This window comes from Nocardia pseudovaccinii NBRC 100343 (genome assembly GCF_001613225.1).
GTDB lineage: Bacteria > Actinomycetota > Actinomycetes > Mycobacteriales > Mycobacteriaceae > Nocardia > Nocardia pseudovaccinii.
In genome coordinates, this window is record NZ_BDBY01000245.1 from 1 (window position 1) to 17,520 (window position 17,520).

The following is a 17,520-nucleotide window of genomic DNA, read 5'->3' on the forward strand; positions in this document are numbered from 1 at the left end:
CTAGCCGGCGGCACCTGGGACAGGATCGAGCCTCTGATCGTCGCGCACCTGTGCGACAACGCGGTCCCGGTCACCGTCTACGACCCGATCGGGCACCCACCCTCCCCGCACCATCGAGCATCGGAGCCGACATGATCTCGGCGAGCCCCACCTCCGACCGCGAGCCGAACTGGGCCGCCCAGCGGCGAAAAGCGCTCGCAGCATTCGAATTCGGGAAACTCGCGAACCCGATCCAGCCGCACCCGCGGCTCCGGGTGCGCACACCACTGCCCTCGGCGGACACCCGCCCGAGCAGACCGACCGGCACGGGACCACGCCGGACCGAAGGCCAGGCCACCGACCCAGCCATCGCCGAGGCTCAGCGCGCTGCGCAGCAGTTCGTCGACACCCTCGCCGGCGCCCGCACCGCCTGGTGGCGGGGATGCTGAACGCAACGACACAGCCCGAATCGAACAACCTTACAAGGCCGAAATCCCCTCTGCTGTGCAATGCTCCTGAGTTTGCGCGTCGCCGCCACCGGCCCAGCGCCACGATCTCCAACGCTGCCGAGCTGTATCGACTTGCGCTCAGCCGCCCGACTGACGCCAGCACCCTGCCCCGGGACGTGTCATCGCCGCAGGTAGAAGGCTCGCCTCAGGTGCGTGCAGGAGCCGACTCCGTCGGCCACCCACCCCCAGATGATCATCAGGTTCGTTACGCCTCGACAGGAGTGTCGAGGCCTTTCCTCCTGACCCGCAACTGTTAGCAGCACACCGACCCGCAGGAGTGGTCAGGCGCGTCCGTCGACGTCGACGATGATCTATTCGTCGCGCGTCGCCCGCATACAGGGTGCCCTCGTACTTCCACATGCATTTGGGGTGGTACCCCGTGGAGTCAGCCCAGGCGGTGGCGGGCATGCACCATGTCGCCGACGAGCGATTCCGAGTCCTCGGGGCAGTCGCAGGGCTTGCGAACAGCAGGGATGTTGCATTCGGCGATCGCCGCGCCGTTCAGTGTGACCCGTACGGGTTCATCCCTGGCGATGGGAGGCGCGACAGTCGGGGTGCGGGGGCGGCGTTGATGTCCTGCGGGCTGGTCAGTTCGGTTCGGCCGACGCAGTCGGGGACCGCTGTCGCCCGGGCACGCGGGCAGCGGCCCGGCGCCCTGACTGGGCCGATCCCGGACCTGCCGCGCCCAGAACGGAAAACAACACCCACCCACCCCCACACCGCCTCGCTAGCGAGCCAACAACAACCCCAAACGCCTGTGCAACAACATAACCCAACTAACACAACTCCAAATACACTCCCATACAGCAGAACTCAACAATGCACACCAATGCAACGGGCTACGCCGTCGTCAACACACTACGTAACAGAACCGGTATCTCACACCGAATAGACAATACCCCCCAATAGGGGGTATTGTTGGAGCAACGGGGAAAGCCAGCCGAAAACGACGCAAAGGCAGAAATGAACCAGCGCCCGCTGCACACCATGACCACCGAAGAACTCATCGCCGAACTCGCTTTGACCGACCCACGCGCAGCCGCCGAATACCAAAAGATCACTAAGGGCGAGACCGACGCGGAATTCACCAAGCGAATCAGTAGCGAACTGCACGCGATTGTCAACGAATTCAGCAGCACACCTGCCCGAAAGGGACTGCTGAGCAAGCTGTTCCGCCGCTAGCCACCAATACGCTAAACCTTTTCGCACTGCGCCACCGGAACCAGAAGGGTGACAGTAGCGCAGTGCCCATACGAGCCTGAAAGGTGTCGAAAATGAACGCCACTATCAACGCCGACAGCACACTGTTCGACATCGTTACCGCCGAAATCGGCATCGGCACACAGACACCCGGAGTCGAGGCTGAGATTCGCCGACTCGTCTCGAAAGCCGCTGACATCCTCATCGCCCAGGACGGCTTCACCCCGCTGTCACTCAATCAGCGCGTGATCCTCGACAAGGCTGCCCAGATGGCAGAGGCCATTGCATACTTCGCCCTTCCCGAGGACCGCGACCTCTACAACACCGTTCATGACCTTCTGGTCATCGCCTGATCTCCTGCCCCACTTGAATTTCCAGGTCCGGCCAAAAGCGCGCAGAGTGAGCACCTCTCGGCACGCTATCGCCGATGACCACATCGTGCTCTACCGGAGGGAAACATGACCAGCATCGAGGCTCAGAGCAAGATCTGGACACTCACAATCGAGCCGCTCCAGATAGTTGACGGCGAATCACTCCCGAAATTTTCTGTCATCGTCACCGCCGAGGATGAGACACAGGCCATTCGGCGAGGTAAGCGCAAAGCCGCCCGCCTCGGACAGAAAAGCAACGATGACCACATCAACTACTGCAAATACGAGGATGACGGGCTGTATCACGCTCTCCGAAGATCCTGACGAATACGCTGCCATTGAAGTCTCCTACAAGCTGACCGGGCACACTGCCTCCCCCTTCGACTCCGACGCATTAATCGCCGAGTTCCGTAGCCTGATGGCCGAAATGCCGACCCTTGAGGGCACCGCCCGGGAGCAGGCGTTCGAACGAGCCACCGCAGCTATGACGTCCCTTGACTGGTACCTGAGCCGCTCGGGCAGCCATTTTCCCCGCGCTTGGACACGCAACCGGTAATTGGGACGGAAGAACGGAACGGATAGATGGAATGGTAAGTGCCCCGCCTGCTACTACTCGCACATCACCATCGGAGACCCGGACCTATCACGCCACGATCGAAGCGGCCGACCGCACGCAGTAGTCGGGCGGTGTACCAGCACTTCACGAAGAGGATGGGACGCAATGACCACCGAGGCGACCCGCCGCCGCGAGTACGCCCAATTCGAGACCCAACTCAAGGCCATGCCCCCGCGCCGGATGACCGGCGCCCTGCGCCGCTATGTAACCGCGACCACCCCGGCCGGACTCGTGTACGTCGTCATCATGCCCACCGGCGCACGGCACCACATCGCCCACACTGCGGACGGGCGCCGGTGGCTGATCGTGCGCCGCTGGTGGGGCCGGATCGCGCTGCGAATGCCGGTAGGCCAGTGGTCCACCTCGGTTTCCGAGGTGCAGCGAGCCGGCGGAATCCGGTTCCTCGCCACCGATTTCGCCGCCAGCTGGAGAGCCGTCCGCGACCTGATCGAGTGAAAGGGCACGCGATGACCAGGCAAGCCGTGGTCGCGGGCGACGCCACCCCTGGCCCTGCGCGTCGCCGACGAGGAGTAAGCAGTGAGGAGTAAGCAGTACAGCACCGCAGAATTACCGAACCGATTGGAGTGAAACATTATGGCGGACAAGAGCTCTGCTGTGAGTGAACGCAAGAGTGGGCCGCAGACCGAGGGGCCGGATTGGGCGCTTCGGTTGTGCCCGATATGCCGCGGCCGCGGCGTCGCCTCGATGATCGTGCTGCGCGGCACGGGCGAAACCGATGCGGATCCGGTGATATTTCCCGCGCACGGCGACGGGGGATGCCTGGACCGAGACACCCCCGCGCGGATCGTGATCGATGCCGTCCTCGCCGCGGGCGCTCACACCATGGCCGAGGTGACCGAAGATCCGGCCATGGCTGCGGCGGTGCTGCGGATCATCCGGTCCCGGGAGGTCGAGCAGTGAACCAGCCACACACCGCGGCGCAATTGGTCGACACCGGGCCGATCTGCTGCACCGCTTTCGACGACCACCGGTTGGTGTGGCGGCCCTGCCGCACCTGGCACACCCCCGAGGGCTACATCAGCGTGGTCACCGAGATCGGCCACGACGGCCCCTCGGTGACCAACGCCACCGGAAAGGTCTACGCGGCCCTCCAGCGAGTCAGGCCCGGATGCCGCGTGATCGAGCACTACCTTGCCGACAGCACAAGCCCCGAGCGGTTCGCCGAAATCCTGCCCGCCCCACCAGGAGTCACCGCAGGGGTCCGGGTCGGCGACGGGATCATCTGGCAGCACATCCCCATGGCCGAGCTGCGCGCGGTGCTCGGCGACCCCCTAGAGACCACCCGCCCCGCCGGACCGGTCGAGCACGGCACATGGCCCACCGAGGCGGGGCGATGAACCGGCCGTCGGTGCAGGCGGATCCGTCTACCGCCGGTGCACTGACCCCGCAGAAAGCGCCCGAACCACCAGGTGCCGTGTAGTTACTGCAGCCAACCGCAGCTACATATTGCAAAGCTGGCCGGCGGGTTCCACCGACCGGGGACCTGCCATCTGCACAGGTCAGACCCGAAGGATGGACAGTCGACCACAATGGCCACCGAAGTGTGTGACGCCTCAAGCCCGCTGGTAACCGAAGATGCGTACCGGTGCCTGCTTGACGAACTCGATCGCTATCGTCTGCAGGACAGTCGATCTCACACCCGCGTTGGACATTGACCACGGACGACGGCTGGATTCGCCTGGTTGCTCATCAGGCCGGGGGTACTTGACGGGTTTCTCGTCCGCTTTCGCTCAGCGGGCGCAACAGGCCGGTACGAGGCTGACCGTGGCTATCGACACCGAGCCGAGCCAGTGGTGGCGGCGCCGATTCTTCGAGCGTCAGGGATTCGTGAATATCCAAGGCAGCGCAGTGCATTCCGCCAAGCCTCTCCCCTGACCCGCCCAGCGTGGTGGCCCCTGCGGGGGCCCAATGCGGCGCCAGCCACCGCCGTCGGCGGGATCGGCGGAACCCACTCCTCCATACCGTCCTCGACCACAAGCTTCTCCCCTGGCTCGAAGTGCCATTGTCCGCCAGGCCGCCACCACGCACGAGCTTCAGCAGGAGATGCTGTTCGTGGACCGGCCGGTCGTCCCATCTCGTGGTGAGCGCCCGGAGCCCCGAATCACAGGCTATCGTGATGAACATGGCATTGCCCAGGCCCACCACAGCGGTCGCTCCCGCGTTGGTTGCACCGACCACCCCCGAAGCGATCCGAGACGCCCTGGTGGGACCGGAGCGCGCCGAATTCGAACGCCAATACCGCGAGGAAATGACTGCGGCGGCCGAATCGCTGAACCTCACCGGCGTGCTGGCGGTACTCGCCGCATGGCGCGAGATCGCCGACATGACCCAGCGCCAGGGCGGCCCGGCCCACGAACGGATGCTCGCCGTAGTCCAGGATCTGCAGCTGGGCAATCCGGTACCGACCATCAGCGCCGCTCAGGCCCGCGCGTCGATCACCGCACGACTGGCGCAGTAACCCCGCTTGTACTCCTACGAGCAGACCCTTGAGGTCGGCGAATCTCTCCAGACAATGCCGGCCGAGCTCCTGGGACACTTCGCCGAGCTGATCGCCTTCCTCGAACTCACCCCTGGGGCCGGACAGCCCTACCAGCCCAGCAATCCCGACGGCGCCATGCGCAAAATGACCTTCGGCCCGAACAACGAAGCCCTCGCGACATACGTGATCCTCGAAGAACAACGCCGCGTCGTCCTGGTCAGCCTGATCTGGATTTGACCAGCTCAGCCGGGCGCGTGCCTCACGACGGTTCCGCCGAGCCATCCCCACCCGACAACCGACAGGGCCTCACCCCAATGTCCTTCGTGACGGAGCCGACCGGGCTATTCGGTCTCGTTCGCCGCTGCACACAGTTGTGTGCGCAGCAGGGAGAAGGCCGCGAGGGCTTGCCGACACACCACGCCGTTGCCAATCAGCCTGAGTTGGTCTCGGCGTGAGAGTCCGAGGTCGGGGTCGGTGACCCATCCGGCGGGCCACCACAGCATCCACTCGCTGAACGCTGCCGCCAGGCGTGGCCGTCCGTGGGTGTTCGGTTCGGTTGCTGCTGGCGCGGGCCGGGACAGGAGTTCCTGGCGGCGGATCGCTAGCGTGTAGCAGCCCCAGCGGTCGCTGCCGTCGAGCAGTGCGTAGTCGGTGAGTTGGCGGGTGTGGCCGTGGCGGCGGTCGGGGTGCACACCACCGCCGCTGCCATCCGAGGCGGTAGGGGTGGGCAGCAGTGCGTTGATCGCGGCCAGCGATGGGGATCGGCGGCGGCACTCGGCATCGCTGTCGCTGCGACGGCTGTCGCTGGCTTTGGGTGTCGGGAGCATCGCGATCACCGCCGAGGACAGCATGAGATCGCCGGAGCTGCCGCGCTGGCCTGGGCTGCCGTGGGTACCATCGCTTGCGCGCGGGGTCGGCAGCAGCTTGCCTTGGGCAGCGGCGGCGGCGATGCCGCCCAGCAGTAGCTCTCTTGCCCTTGTGCCCGAGCGTGAGCGATGGCCCCCGGTGGCGTCGGCGACGGTAGGCGTGGGCAGCAGCCGGTCCGAGCGGGCGTGGTGTTTATCGGTGCGTTCGGGTTTGGCGGCTTCGCCGGCTTGGCGGCGCCGGGCGGGCGAGGATGAACACCCGCGCGCGCTGGTGGCAGGCTCCGACGTCAGAGGCGCGTAGCACTGTCCAGCACGCATCGAACCCGAGGCTGGCCAGATCGCCGAGTACGACGCCGAAGGCCCGCCTGCCGGGTTGGGATCGGTTGTCTCCCACTGCATTGCCGTGTGGTTCCAGGTCGCGAACGGTTGCTTGGGCACGGGCATGGAGTAGACCCCTGACATTTTCGATGAGCACCCACTGTGGGTGCAGGGACTCGATGGCGGCGGCGGCGTGGGACCACAGGCCCGAGCGTGTGCCCGGTCCGAGCCCGGCGCGGTGGCCGGCGGCGCTGACGTCCTGGCAGGGGAACCCCGCGGTCAGGATGTCGACCGGCTCGACGCCGCTCCAGTCGACCTGGGTGATGTCGCCCAGGTTCGGCACGGCAGGCCAGTGGCGGGCCAGTACGGCGCACGCTGCCGGGTCGGATTCGCAGTGCCAGGTGATCGCGGCGCCCGGGAACAGGCTCAAAGCGGCCAGGTCCAGGCCGCCCACACCACTGAACAGCGATCCGACCCGCAGGCCGGGGGTGGAATCGAGCGATATCGACCGAGCCATGCCGGACAGCATCGCTTCGTGCAGCGGGTTGTTGAACGGTCGAAGTACCGGAATAACGCCCGGAGCTTGGAGGGAATCACCTCCAGTGGAACACTTTTCGCTGACATGCATCAAAGTCGGCGACAGGCGAAGGGTCTGTATGAGGGTCACATGCAGCTTTCCCACGCGCCGATGTGGCAGATTCCCTTGCCCAGCAGCGCTTTCCGCACTGATGACCGTGAATACCGCGTACTACCTGACCGACGACGATTGCGGGCGCTCGCTCACAGGGCTGACCCGCCTGCTGCGTCCGGGAGGGCGAGTGGTGGTCGGTCTCGGCGACTCCGATTACATGGGCCCCTGCCCGTCAGCACTTCGGCCAGGCTGCAGCTACGGCAGCAGATCATCGAAGCCTTGAGCACGGCCGGGTTCAAGTTCACCGGCCATACCCGGATAGGGAACAGTGCCAAGGCATTTCATGTCTACACTGCACATGCTGCCGATCACCAGGCATAGGGGTCGGGCCGACGGGCGGGGAGCTGTCTCGCCACGACCGCCGGCGCCGGGGATTCGCCGACGGCGAGGGCCACCCAAGCGCCGGTTGACCAGCCCCAGCTCCCACGCGGTCCGGCCCAGCAAGACCTCGAGCGCGCACCGGGTCGCCCTCGTAGGCCAGCTGATCAGGCCCCGCTCGAGCCGCGAGACGTAGTCGGCATCTATGCCCGTGGTTTTTCCGGTGCTTGCGAGAATGTGCTCGGCCACCGCGGCGGCCAGTTCTGCCTGTGTCCACCCCAGCGCCAGTCGAGCTTCGGTGAGTTGCTCGTTGGCCACCCGGCCGCACAGTCGCCTGGCTGATCGGCTTGGAATTGCGTCTCGCTGAAGGGCGGCCATGCGCGGCGAGGGGTTCGCGAAGCACGTGAATTCGTTGGTGCCCACAGGGTAGTACTTCCTCTCCGGCGACGGCCGTCTCGGGTGAAATTGCCTGCATCCGTAGTCATTCCCAGAGTGACATCACACTGGCAGACCAGGCGTTAGGAGCGCCGGGCATTCGAACGCGGCGCGCCATCGCAAATGGGTGCGGCACAGCCTGCTTGACCGGGAGGCAACCTTCTCCTTTCACTCCCGGCCAATCCTGCTGCGCTGCAAGCTCTCGTCGAGCTTCCGCGACCAGCGGGTGCAGCTGCTCGGCATTGCCAATCCCGAAACCCACTGAATCCCTTGCTCTGCAGAGATTCTCGGCGTCCATAGGGTCAGTTGAACCCGTAATGATGACCCGCCCGAGACCGAGTCATATCCCACGCGGGGGACCTGTCATCCGCACAGGTCAGGGCCCTCGCCGGTCCCGGCCTGGGCTCTGGCAACAGCGAAAGCGAAGATGCCGCGGCCGGAGATCGAGATAGCTTGGCAGCGGGCTGGCCACCGAGTAATCCGATGGTCACCCCGGCAAGGTCGCGACCAGCCGCGGGACCCGCGCGGGCGGCATCCGCCGGTCGGCCCGAAAACTGCTGTCGTGCAGATGTCGGCCAGGCCACACGCGACCAGCGCAGATGACGGCGCCCCGGTGAAGTCGGTCAGAAGCACCTGCAACCCGCAGCACAGCACGTTGACGGCCACACCCGCACCTTCGCTGGCACGCCGCGACGGGCATGTCGACGGTGCAATAGCCTGCGCTGCAATGCCTATGGGCTCGGTCTCTGAGCGGTCGGACGGTTCTCGGCGCGATTCAACTTCAGCCAGGTATGCAACCTCGTCACACAACCGTGACTTCCCCCAAGTTGAACTATAACCCCTATAGAGGCGTATAGTTGAAACTATGAACGGAGCGGGCAACGCCGCAGCGAAACAACGAAAGCTCTGGCGTCTGCCACGCTTCTCCAAGCGAGTAAAGCAGGACGACACAGCTGAACTTCTGAGGGCAACCGAAAAGACCAACGATCTACTCTCGGACATCTTCGCCGTACTCGAGGAGATTAGTTCTGGAATTAGCGCAGGCCAGGCGGGAAAGGCAGGAATCAGCGCGAAATGATAAGGGCACTGACGGACAGACCTTTCCAGTTTAATTCTGCCGATGAAATCCTTGTCCGGCCGGATGAGGATGGCGCAGACGCCAACGGGCGCAGCAAGTTCACCGTGTGCTGGATCGATGGCGACATGATCCACTGCCAGAATCGACACGACAACATACCGCACTACATCCACCGCATCACCCACAACAGCAAGCGCCCCTGCCGATTCGTCTAACGACAGCCATCGGCGTGCATATGCGCATCGGAATATTCACTACAGACATTCAAACTGCCGAATGCAATCGACACCGAATGTTGCGGATACATGCGAATCGACTGGATGGCTGCATAGGCAGCCTGTGCGGTGCCTGCCATTTCATCTGCCGAGGCGATGGGTATCGATTCTCCGCCCGACGTCAACTTCACCAGGATGGTCCGCGACCAGCTCGAGCGCATGACTCCCGTCGGCGGCTACGGCAGCTGACCCTCGCGACCGCCACAAGCCACCTGAATCGGTCCACCGGCCCCCTGCCTCCCCCTCCGGCCCCCGGGGCCGGTGGACCACCCCTGGCCAGCGGCACTCGCGCACCGCGATTTGGGCCACGTGGCGGTGTGCTCGGCGGAGGATTCGCCGCACCTGCTCGACCGGCTTCAGCACCTGGAGTAGCCGCTTCACATGATCGACGATTCCTCATTGCACGAAGACACCGTTACTTTCCCGGTCGCACGAGACCTCGATTCAGCACGGGACATGCCATTTGCATTGTTCATCACCCGTGGTGCCCGTTCGGCGACGCTGACGACATGGCCCCTTCAGCTGGCAGTCAGCCACGAGATCTGCTCGGCCTGGTGCCGTCCGATCATGGCACGGCACCAGGCCCGTTTACCGCCCAAAGGGTGCGCTTCGCCGCCCAACGCCCCGACGAGGCGCCGATTACCCACACCAGGGCTCGGCCGGATATCTCCCGTATACCCGTCGACCACACCTCCAGGAGGTCCAAAATGCCGGAAGGCTACCACCTTGCACACGAGTCGCTACGGCTCCTGGTGCCAAACGAATTCAACAGCGAGTGGGTTGAGTACAGCCCACGCTGCGACAGCGTCCACGACCTGATCCAGTACGTGAAGGACGAGAAGATCCCGTCCCGACTGCGCAAACGGATTGTGCAGGTGTCCAGACGCGACCAGATGGAACGCGGCGTGCCGTGGTACCTGCTGACGACCGTATGGGAAGGCACCCGCCTGCCAGCAGGCATGGGTGAGAGCGTCGCCGTCTACCGGCCCGAACATCCCGGGGACTACGACGGGAGATGGCGAGGCCCGCTCCGATAAGGGGTCTGACCAGCCGCAGAAGGTACGGCGAATCTCCTAGCTCCCTACCCGATTCTCCTGAGCGGGCCTGGCCTGCTGCGTCGATTTCCGTGCTCGACGATCGGCCCCACCTCCGTGGACCACACGAGCTGATTTCCCGGACATCCAACTCCGCGGCCGACTACCGGCCAGCAAGCCGTACAGCCCGCAGACCGACTGTGCCCCAGCAACACCCGCCCCTTACAGCCCGTCATCAAAGGATCCGACATGGACCACACCCGCCCCGCACCCCAGCAGCGCCGCTTCGAACTCGGCCAGACCTATCGGCCCATCAACCTCCAGCCCGGCACGATCGTCGTCCGCGAAGCCAATCGCAGCCCCCGGCAGATTGTCACCGGCAGCCCCTGCTGCCGCCACCTCGTGCATCTGGACCTCGACGTCCTCGAATGGCAGATCACCCAGCGCGCCAAGGGATTCGCCGTCGTCGACTTCCAGTCCCGCCGCTGCCCTGACTGCCGCGCCGGCTACCGGCTGCGCTTTCCGGGCATCGACACCGTGGCCGCGCTTCACCTCGCCAGCACGGTCGAATGGGAAGTTTTCGACTAACCAGCGTGGCCACACCCGCTTCGGCGGGACATGCCATCACCGCAGATCAGAGCGCAGAACACGTGGAAACACTCAGCCGATAGCCAGCAATTGAGCGGGGCCACCACAGTTCGGCGGTACCGGTTGTCGGCCCCACCCGTATGCCCAGTTCTCCGGTGAGCTTGTATTCCTCGACCGGCAGCGGGTTGATGCACGGGCGCATTCGCGCCGCGTACAACTCCCCGGCGCGATGGTCGACCTGCCGCAGGACCAGCCTGACGAGCCCGTGATGATAGCAACCGGTGACGAGTTCGCCTGTGAGCGTAGCGGTTTCGACCGCAATATACAGTGGGCGAGGCATCAGGCCACGCACGTCGAACATCCACAGGCAACCCTCGCATTGCTCGTCGAGTTCGTCGGACTGCTCGATGATCCGGGGGCCAGGAGCACGATCGCCGGGGCATCCGGGGCGGCGGGCCGCACGACCGCGGCGCATCGATCGATTCGGCAGAACGCGACACAGTCCATAAAGCCGCATATCGCCACGGCGGTCGACGAGGCCAAACACCTCGACGGAATGCGCGTACGCCCGGCCGCCGCGCAGACGCCTGATTCTTTTGCGCCGCACCCGCTCCGGTGGGCGCGGCGCTGACCACCAGAACACCCAACTCACACAGGAGTTTCAATGATCACCTACTCGCGCACCGAGATCTCGCTGCTCACCGACGCCGACTTGGGTACGGCAATCATCGATGCCCTGAACTCCGACGACGCCGAGCAGCAGGAGGCTCTGCTTCGGGAGCATGACCTCCGCGCGGTCGAATGGTGAGTCCTGATCATTGCCTCCCGCCCGGACCAGTGGCCGGACGAGGGGTTGACCACCAGGCCCGCACACACAAAGGAGATCAGAGATGCCCGAACTGTACGACGAGCAAGCCGAATTGGACGCGGTGTACTGCGACCGCTGCGGCACACACCACTCCGACCCTGGCTCCTGCGACAACGACGAGGAGGTCGAGGACACCGCCGTCGAGGTCCACAAGCCCATCCAGCTCGACACCCTTGAGGAGATCGGCCCGGACGCCTACGAGGTGAAGTTCGCGCTGCTGGAGTGCCGGACCTGCCGGGAGCGTGGCCCGATCGCGCGGGCCGACAACCACACCGCAGAGGGTGGCATGTTCGACGTCGACCACGCGAAAGCCACCGGCCACCGCAACTACTATCTGTTCACGATCACCCGCAACACGGCACAGGTCTACCTCTGATGGCAAACACGCCCGCGACACCGACGACCGTCCCGATGATCCAGGTGCACTGCCCCTCCGACTGGAAGGGATTCACCCCCGGCGCTGATGCTCACGGACGACAGAAGACCGTAATACCCTGCGGTACAGTCAAACTCGTCTCGCCTGATGGCCTGGGACATGCTATCCGCCCAGGTCAGCACATCGGCCTGGACTATCACCCCCGATGCCCGCCAACGTCGACCGGCTCCGACGACGGTGCCGATGAGGACGACAGCGAAACAGGATTTCGCTACCGCGAGCGTGCGCTTCTGGGTCCGGTCAGAACGGTGGATGGCCGTTCTCCTCGTACCACTGCTCTTCCAAGCCATTGTTCTCATTCCAGCCCTTCGGCGGCACATCTGTACCGCCGGGCCCGACCAGGATCCCCTTCTCGACAATGCGCGCGTTGGCTTTCGGATACGCGTCCAGCACACACTCCAGGGCATTGGTCAGGGCCAGCTTGTACTTGCGGATGGCCTGCCGACTGCTGGTCGGCGTGACGGTGCTGCCGAACTGGAGCATGGTGGCGTTCCAGCTCACGAGACGGAACTCCTCTTCGTACGACATGCGCCGGGTCAGCCACACGTACAGGTCGAAAGCCATGGCCGATCCGCGGGCGTCGCCTCGCAGTTTGCGGATGGTGTTGGCGTCGACCGGCACCGGGTTCTTGATCGCCATGTCGTAATACTCTTGGGAGAGAATCACCGTGGACTCGAGCATGTCCATCTGGTCGATCTGCGTCTTCCGGCGCCTGGTCTCGCTCTGTTTCAGCCAGAGGGTGTGACCAACGGCGACCGAGGTCTGATGGTGTTCGAGGGGACGACTGCCGTCTCTGGCAGCTTCGACGCGGACACTGATGTGTGAAGAGAAGAGCTTGTCGGCTTGCTCCCGGACCTGAGTGATGTTCCCCCGCGCACCGCCGGACTGCTGCTCTCGTTCGATTCCGATCTGTTCCATGAAGTCGGCTAGATTATCGCCGAGAACCAGCTTGCGGCTCCTGGTGCGATAGGCCTCGCTGGCGCACCAAATCCCGATCAGACGGGCCATCATCCCGTACGGGAGCCCGATCGACACGGTCTCACCGTTCTCGTCTTGGCCGGTTCCGGCCTGCCATGTGACGGTCTCCGGACCGTTTTTGCGTACCCACTTGTCGACGGTGATGTCCGGCTTCTTGTACGGCATGCTGGTGATGGCCATATGCTTCGGCGCCAGCCGGACCTTGCGCCTTTTCGGGGCGTGCGGCTGCGATACCGATAGCAGCGGTATGGTTTCGCCCGGCGGCAAGTCCAGCCCCGACTGATCGCTGGTAGCCATGCTCGCGATCATGCCACCCCTCGCGTCCCTGTCTGGGATTCAGCGCTGGTCGTGTCGTGAGATTCAACCCGGTCAGCGCAGCTTTGGTTTACACCCCGAATCGCCAACGAATGCTTTGCAGCGAAGAAACGGTTTCTTCCCTCTTCCGCGCACGACTGGGTTGGCCAGCGCGTTGTTGCGGGTCAGGTCAGGACATGCATGCATGCACGCGCGCAACGAAGAAACGGTTTACGTCCCTGAGCGCGCGACCCCGCCAGGTGAGACAACGCCGCAACCGGCGCAGCGAAGAAACGGTTTACCGGGGTCAGCGACCTGCGACGACCCAGACGGCCAAGGCGCCTCCGAATACAGCGAAGAAACGGTTTCACCCAGATTCGACCTCGCCGCCGGCCCGGCGAAGAAGTGGTTTCCCGGAGCGACAGCCCGGCACGCGGAGCACTCCAGCGAAGAAACGGTTTAGGAGCGGCGAAGAAACAGTTTCCCGCCGTAGCCTGTGGATGAGTACGAAGAAACAGTTTCGTCTGTGGATAAGTTCAGCTGCCCCGAGCGAAGAAACGGTTTACCGAGCACACCGCGTTTCCCCAGGAAGAAGCGAAGAAACAGTTTACTGACCAGCGAAGAAACAGTTTACGCGACACCCTTGAAACCGCAGGTCAGAGTGCAAAAATCGCGACGCCCCTGTATTTAAACCCCCCTATGAGAGATACCTGTTAGGGTGGCTTCCGGATCGGCTGTGGATAGCCACCCCAACAGGATTCCGACCAGGACCAGTTTGTCCAGGCCCCTCTCAGCGACTCGGCAGGGATAGGCCGCTGGTGATCCGAGATCGGGCAGCCCGATCGCCGTTCGCCGGTACTCCCTGGCCCACGCCCCCTCTGGCACGAGGGTCGTGGCGGACTGGGAGCGAAACGGCAAGCGCCCCACCAACCGCCGTCGAACCATGCGCGGTCGAGGCCCTGCATGCCTAGATCACCGTCTAAACCCGACCTCTCGACATCTTCCGCAGCCAGCTCGAGGGATCGTGGAACACGCAGCACCAGTTGCGCTTCGGTGCAACGAATTTCGAAAGAGACGCCATCGTGGGCGCCGACCGTCGGTCGCAGATTTTTCCGGTTGCGCGGGGCGGAAGTACTTTCAGGCCAACATCTCTCGACTCGGGTTATCGGCACCACCCACAGTGGTTTCGCCCAGTGCCGAATCGACCCAATTGTCGATCGTGGAGATGTGCTCCGAGGTCAAGCCGACCAACGGATGCGGCTGAACAATCACGGTGGAAAGGCCCAAATCGCGAGTGCGATCCTCGGCCCAGCCGGGCTCTTTTCCTCCGAAGTCATCGTCGACCCACGCCAGTGCCCTGTCCGCCGCGTAATCCGACACCGGCCCGAACTTCGATGTCCAGCCGAACCGAGACCATCTCGAACGGCCTACGTCGATCACCGGCAAACTCTGCCGCAACCCAATCCTCGGTGCGATCCACTCGTTGGCCAGGTCCAGCCAACTCGACCCCCAAGCCACCTCGATGCCCTTGTCCAGCACCATGTTCAGCCACGCGCCGTGCTCCGCGTTGAGCAGCACCGTTCCGGATACAAGCGAACCATCAGGACCGGGGCCGTTATACATATGGGCACGAAAGCCCTCGCCTACGCTCGACGGAGCGAGGACGCCGTCCACATCCATCACCAGCAGCGGCCTTCCCGTCACCAACCAACCATAACTCTGTCATTGCGCATCGCTGCCTCGTCCGAGCGCCGACAGCGGCGGTCCTCCGCCATGCGCGTCGATTCCGCTGAACTGCCTCGGCGATCCGAGCCAGTGCCACAAGGGCCTCCGCGGCGTCTGCCATCGCCATGTATTCGCCTGCGACACATCGGCACAGCGCATGCGATGGAATGCGCGGTGCCGGTGCCATCCGGCATCCTCAACAGACACCACTGTTTCACCACCCGCACGGAGCGCGCCATGCCGTCTCGACCCACCGAACAGAACTCCTTGTCCGACACCGAGATCCGGCAACTCGCCGCAGCTCTCGCGGCAGGCCGCTCGCCGACGGTCTGGTTCACCTCCGCCGCGGTCGGCATCGCCGAAGGACGATCCGGCACCCTCGTCGCGGTCGCCGACCCCTCCGAACCCGACCACCTGCGGGTGCGGCCCAGCCGGTCCGCAGATACCCTCGCGTTCTCGCCCATCGAACTCACTCTCGCCCGGCCCGCCCCCCGGACCACCCGTCAGCAGCCCGGCGCCCTCCCCGAAAACCACCCACGATCAATATCTTGAACGCGCCCTTCCGTCAGAACCGACTGAACCCGACCGGCGATCCGGGTGCGTTGTTTGTGTTGTGGGCTGTGACCTGGTACGACGGCACGTCCCAACCTGGCCGCCCTCTCACTCGGCCGGCGGATCCGGCGCTGGCGCTATCGGAGTGCCCGCCGGACATTCCGTCTCCGAAGCTGCCTCGATCTTGCGAGCGTCAGCGATGGCCTGTGCTTCGGCGAGAACGGCTCGTCCGTGCTCGAGGTCGTCGAACAGGGTGTCCACGAGCTGGGCGGCCGGGTCCGCGTCCGGGGGAAGCCGGTAGACGACATACGCCAGCCAGGCCGTATGGCCACGGCTGATCCACTGCTGTTCCGGTCGTCCGTCGAACGGCTCGATGCGCCGGTCGACCCGCGGCGCACTGTCGGGATCCAGAACCCGCAGCGCCGCGGTGTCCTCGTAGATGAGACTGTTGATCGCAATGCTGCGGGTGAGTTTGTCCATGTCCGGGGCGTGCTGCTCGATCACGGCCTCCAGTCGGCCGATCGTATCGGCCTCACCGTCACGCCACGCCGCAAACACCCGCCGCAACAGCGACTCCCGGTACCGCTGATCGACGGGCACCCGCAACCGGACCAACTGGTTCAACGCATGCGCCACAACGACCTGCCCCGAACCGCCGATACCCTCGGCGTCGACGCCATCAACCACACTCTCGATCGCATCACCGGCCGGACCGATGCGGTCGCGGCGACGAACGTAGGCCACCGCCGGCTTCCCCGCACCCGGGCGGCGCTGGCTGATGTCGAATGCCCCCAGCGCCTGCACCAGCGGCCTCAGCTTGGCATAGCCGTAGGTGCGGGTATCGAAGTCCGGCTGCGCCTTCCCCAGATAGTGGCCTACCGCTCCCAGCTGCGCCCACCCGTCCTCGTCGGAGGCTGCCTCGGCCGCTGCGGTCACCAGGCGGACCAGTTCCGCCCCGGGCATCGGCGCGCCACGCTCCCCGGATGCTGCGGACGCGGATTGCCCTGCGGCAGTGAGGTTCTCGGCATACACGAACTTGTCGCACGCGGCGACGAACGCGCGCGGCGTCTTACGCTCACCGATCCCGAACACGGTCAGGCCGGATTCGCGTAACCGGGCCGCGAGCCGGGTGAAGTCCGAGTCGCTGCTCACTAGGCAGAACCCGTCGAACCGGCCCGAATACAGCAGGTCCATCGCGTCGATGATCAACGCCGCGTCGGTGGCATTACGCCCAGTCGTCCAACCGAACTGCTGCACCGGCTGGATCGACAACTTCAGCAGTTGAGACTTCCAGCTGGTGAGGTACGTACTGGTCCAGTCTCCGTAGGCACGTTTGACATGCGCAGTGCCGTACTTCGCGACCTCCGCCAGCAGCGGCTCAGCCATCGCCGGCGACGCATTGTCGGCGTCGATCAGCACAGCCAGACGCATCGAATTCTCCGTCGCCACCAACATCCCTCCCCATCGTCACTCGGGTACGAGCACCATTTTCACGACGCACACCCAGACTGGCAGCAGAATCTCCCAATCCGCCCGGACCTGCAGGGGCGCGGCACTATCGGGGCAGCCGCCTGCACCGATCCCCCTCGAGGGACATGCTATAAGTGCTGGTCCACCGGGTGCCGTCGCCGCGCCGGATTGTCGCCGAGGCCAGCAGTGCCTTGCGGGCAGCCCGGGCGCACCGCTCCCCGACGAACGACGCGGACTTGTCCAGGCGGCCTGCCGTTGCGTGGCCAACATCTCCGCGCACAATGCGTTCAATGCCGCCGCATCGCCATCTGTGACGGCCACCAGCAAAGCATCCAGAGCGTATGCACACCGACCCATGCCGGTTCGACACGAAATAACCTGCTGCACAACACAATCTGACTCACACCCACGTGGCTAGG

The 17,520-nt window shown here is 64.7% G+C and carries 22 protein-coding genes; 15 read left to right on the forward strand and 7 right to left on the reverse strand.

Translation table 11 applies throughout. The features are described 5' to 3' along the window. Nucleotides 1–131: 131 nt before the first annotated feature. From NP3_RS30045 to NP3_RS30090, 9 genes are all read left to right on the forward strand, one after another. Complete coding sequence (locus tag NP3_RS30045) at nt 132–428, forward strand: hypothetical protein (protein ID WP_063044975.1); 297 nt, start codon at nt 132–134, stop codon at nt 426–428. Between the two features lie 1,023 nt (nt 429–1,451). After that, nucleotides 1,452–1,670, forward strand: a complete 219-nt coding sequence (locus NP3_RS30050; protein ID WP_063044976.1) for a hypothetical protein — start codon at nt 1,452–1,454, stop codon at nt 1,668–1,670. A 92-nt stretch (nt 1,671–1,762) separates the two neighbouring features. Further along, complete coding sequence (locus NP3_RS30055; RefSeq protein WP_063044977.1) at nt 1,763–2,041, forward strand: hypothetical protein; 279 nt, start codon at nt 1,763–1,765, stop codon at nt 2,039–2,041. A 105-nt stretch (nt 2,042–2,146) separates the two neighbouring features. Further along, nucleotides 2,147–2,383: a hypothetical protein gene (locus NP3_RS30060; RefSeq protein WP_063044978.1), complete on the forward strand. Its 237-nt coding sequence runs from the start codon at nt 2,147–2,149 to the stop codon at nt 2,381–2,383. Nucleotides 2,384–2,780: 397 nt separating this feature from the next. Next, nucleotides 2,781–3,131 carry a hypothetical protein gene (locus NP3_RS30070; protein ID WP_063044980.1) on the forward strand — a complete coding sequence of 117 codons (351 nt, stop codon included), beginning with the start codon at nt 2,781–2,783 and terminating at the stop codon, nt 3,129–3,131. 159 nt (nt 3,132–3,290) lie between these two features. Then, nucleotides 3,291–3,596 carry a hypothetical protein gene (locus NP3_RS30075; RefSeq protein WP_157124624.1) on the forward strand — a complete coding sequence of 102 codons (306 nt, stop codon included), beginning with the start codon at nt 3,291–3,293 and terminating at the stop codon, nt 3,594–3,596. Beyond that, a complete protein-coding gene (locus NP3_RS30080) occupies nt 3,593–4,033 on the forward strand; it encodes a hypothetical protein (RefSeq protein WP_063044982.1) in 441 nt (146 codons plus the stop codon). The genes NP3_RS30075 and NP3_RS30080 overlap by 4 nt, the downstream gene beginning before the upstream one ends. A 785-nt stretch (nt 4,034–4,818) precedes the next feature. After that, complete coding sequence (locus tag NP3_RS30085) at nt 4,819–5,154, forward strand: DUF6247 family protein (protein WP_157124625.1); 336 nt, start codon at nt 4,819–4,821, stop codon at nt 5,152–5,154. 54 nt (nt 5,155–5,208) lie between these two features. Then, the gene (locus NP3_RS30090; RefSeq protein WP_157124626.1) at nt 5,209–5,412 is read left to right on the forward strand and encodes a hypothetical protein; all 204 of its coding nucleotides are present in this window, start codon (nt 5,209–5,211) and stop codon (nt 5,410–5,412) included. Nucleotides 5,413–6,234: 822 nt separating this feature from the next. On the opposite strand, the gene NP3_RS50735 is transcribed toward NP3_RS30090, so the two are convergent. Beyond that, nucleotides 6,235–6,876, reverse strand: a complete 642-nt coding sequence (locus tag NP3_RS50735) for a DNA cytosine methyltransferase (RefSeq protein ID WP_063045033.1) — start codon at nt 6,874–6,876, stop codon at nt 6,235–6,237. Nucleotides 6,877–7,245: 369 nt separating this feature from the next. Beyond that, a complete protein-coding gene (locus tag NP3_RS30105; protein WP_063044986.1) occupies nt 7,246–7,686 on the reverse strand; it encodes a helix-turn-helix domain-containing protein in 441 nt (146 codons plus the stop codon). Between the two features lie 982 nt (nt 7,687–8,668). Here NP3_RS30105 and NP3_RS48295 point away from each other — a divergent pair. Continuing rightward, on the forward strand, nt 8,669–8,881 hold the full coding sequence (locus tag NP3_RS48295) for a hypothetical protein (RefSeq protein WP_157124628.1): 213 nt from the start codon (nt 8,669–8,671) through the stop codon (nt 8,879–8,881). Nucleotides 8,882–9,092: 211 nt separating this feature from the next. On the opposite strand, the gene NP3_RS48300 is transcribed toward NP3_RS48295, so the two are convergent. Further along, nucleotides 9,093–9,287: a hypothetical protein gene (locus NP3_RS48300; protein ID WP_157124629.1), complete on the reverse strand. Its 195-nt coding sequence runs from the start codon at nt 9,285–9,287 to the stop codon at nt 9,093–9,095. 378 nt (nt 9,288–9,665) lie between these two features. Between NP3_RS48300 and NP3_RS30115 the strand changes: the two genes are divergently transcribed. Together NP3_RS30115 and NP3_RS30120 are read left to right on the forward strand one after the other, a co-directional pair. After that, nucleotides 9,666–10,193 carry a hypothetical protein gene (locus tag NP3_RS30115; RefSeq protein ID WP_157124630.1) on the forward strand — a complete coding sequence of 176 codons (528 nt, stop codon included), beginning with the start codon at nt 9,666–9,668 and terminating at the stop codon, nt 10,191–10,193. Between the two features lie 246 nt (nt 10,194–10,439). After that, nucleotides 10,440–10,778, forward strand: a complete 339-nt coding sequence (locus tag NP3_RS30120) for a hypothetical protein (RefSeq protein ID WP_063044989.1) — start codon at nt 10,440–10,442, stop codon at nt 10,776–10,778. Nucleotides 10,779–10,824: 46 nt separating this feature from the next. Here NP3_RS30120 and NP3_RS51630 read toward each other — a convergent pair whose 3' ends face one another. Next, on the reverse strand, nt 10,825–11,295 hold the full coding sequence (locus tag NP3_RS51630) for a peptide deformylase (protein WP_373864796.1): 471 nt from the start codon (nt 11,293–11,295) through the stop codon (nt 10,825–10,827). A 147-nt stretch (nt 11,296–11,442) separates the two neighbouring features. Here NP3_RS51630 and NP3_RS48305 point away from each other — a divergent pair, with 147 nt between their 5' ends. Beyond that, a complete protein-coding gene (locus NP3_RS48305) occupies nt 11,443–11,586 on the forward strand; it encodes a hypothetical protein (protein ID WP_157124632.1) in 144 nt (47 codons plus the stop codon). Between the two features lie 82 nt (nt 11,587–11,668). Next, the gene (locus NP3_RS30135; RefSeq protein WP_063044992.1) at nt 11,669–12,022 is read left to right on the forward strand and encodes a hypothetical protein; all 354 of its coding nucleotides are present in this window, start codon (nt 11,669–11,671) and stop codon (nt 12,020–12,022) included. A gap of 300 nt (nt 12,023–12,322) precedes the next feature. Here NP3_RS30135 and NP3_RS30140 read toward each other — a convergent pair whose 3' ends face one another. After that, nucleotides 12,323–13,357, reverse strand: a complete 1,035-nt coding sequence (locus tag NP3_RS30140; protein ID WP_063044993.1) for a replication protein RepA — start codon at nt 13,355–13,357, stop codon at nt 12,323–12,325. A 1,134-nt stretch (nt 13,358–14,491) separates the two neighbouring features. Further along, complete coding sequence (locus NP3_RS30145) at nt 14,492–15,058, reverse strand: HAD domain-containing protein (protein ID WP_157124633.1); 567 nt, start codon at nt 15,056–15,058, stop codon at nt 14,492–14,494. A gap of 258 nt (nt 15,059–15,316) precedes the next feature. On the opposite strand from NP3_RS30145, the gene NP3_RS30150 reads away from it, so the two are divergent. Continuing rightward, entirely contained in the window at nt 15,317–15,631 is a 315-nt protein-coding gene (locus NP3_RS30150; protein WP_157124634.1) for a hypothetical protein, read from the forward strand. 108 nt (nt 15,632–15,739) lie between these two features. On the opposite strand, the gene NP3_RS46255 is transcribed toward NP3_RS30150, so the two are convergent. After that, a complete protein-coding gene (locus NP3_RS46255; RefSeq protein ID WP_245721173.1) occupies nt 15,740–17,062 on the reverse strand; it encodes an NYN domain-containing protein in 1,323 nt (440 codons plus the stop codon). Nucleotides 17,063–17,520 lie beyond the last annotated feature (458 nt).

Coding starts and splice junctions, on each gene's coding strand:
- NP3_RS46255 (WP_245721173.1), bottom strand. CDS start 17,062: ATGCGTCTGGCTGTGCTGATCGACGCCGACAATGCGTCGCCGGCGATG.
- NP3_RS30045 (WP_063044975.1), top strand. CDS start 132: ATGATCTCGGCGAGCCCCACCTCCGACCGCGAGCCGAACTGGGCCGCC.
- NP3_RS30070 (WP_063044980.1), top strand. CDS start 2,781: ATGACCACCGAGGCGACCCGCCGCCGCGAGTACGCCCAATTCGAGACC.
- NP3_RS30140 (WP_063044993.1), bottom strand. CDS start 13,357: ATGGCTACCAGCGATCAGTCGGGGCTGGACTTGCCGCCGGGCGAAACC.
- NP3_RS30150 (WP_157124634.1), top strand. CDS start 15,317: ATGCCGTCTCGACCCACCGAACAGAACTCCTTGTCCGACACCGAGATC.
- NP3_RS30055 (WP_063044977.1), top strand. CDS start 1,763: ATGAACGCCACTATCAACGCCGACAGCACACTGTTCGACATCGTTACC.
- NP3_RS30120 (WP_063044989.1), top strand. CDS start 10,440: ATGGACCACACCCGCCCCGCACCCCAGCAGCGCCGCTTCGAACTCGGC.
- NP3_RS30050 (WP_063044976.1), top strand. CDS start 1,452: ATGAACCAGCGCCCGCTGCACACCATGACCACCGAAGAACTCATCGCC.
- NP3_RS30060 (WP_063044978.1), top strand. CDS start 2,147: ATGACCAGCATCGAGGCTCAGAGCAAGATCTGGACACTCACAATCGAG.
- NP3_RS48305 (WP_157124632.1), top strand. CDS start 11,443: ATGATCACCTACTCGCGCACCGAGATCTCGCTGCTCACCGACGCCGAC.
- NP3_RS51630 (WP_373864796.1), bottom strand. CDS start 11,295: ATGCGGCTTTATGGACTGTGTCGCGTTCTGCCGAATCGATCGATGCGC.
- NP3_RS30090 (WP_157124626.1), top strand. CDS start 5,209: ATGCCGGCCGAGCTCCTGGGACACTTCGCCGAGCTGATCGCCTTCCTC.
- NP3_RS30085 (WP_157124625.1), top strand. CDS start 4,819: ATGGCATTGCCCAGGCCCACCACAGCGGTCGCTCCCGCGTTGGTTGCA.
- NP3_RS30115 (WP_157124630.1), top strand. CDS start 9,666: ATGGCCCCTTCAGCTGGCAGTCAGCCACGAGATCTGCTCGGCCTGGTG.
- NP3_RS48295 (WP_157124628.1), top strand. CDS start 8,669: ATGAACGGAGCGGGCAACGCCGCAGCGAAACAACGAAAGCTCTGGCGT.
- NP3_RS50735 (WP_063045033.1), bottom strand. CDS start 6,876: ATGGCTCGGTCGATATCGCTCGATTCCACCCCCGGCCTGCGGGTCGGA.
- NP3_RS30135 (WP_063044992.1), top strand. CDS start 11,669: ATGCCCGAACTGTACGACGAGCAAGCCGAATTGGACGCGGTGTACTGC.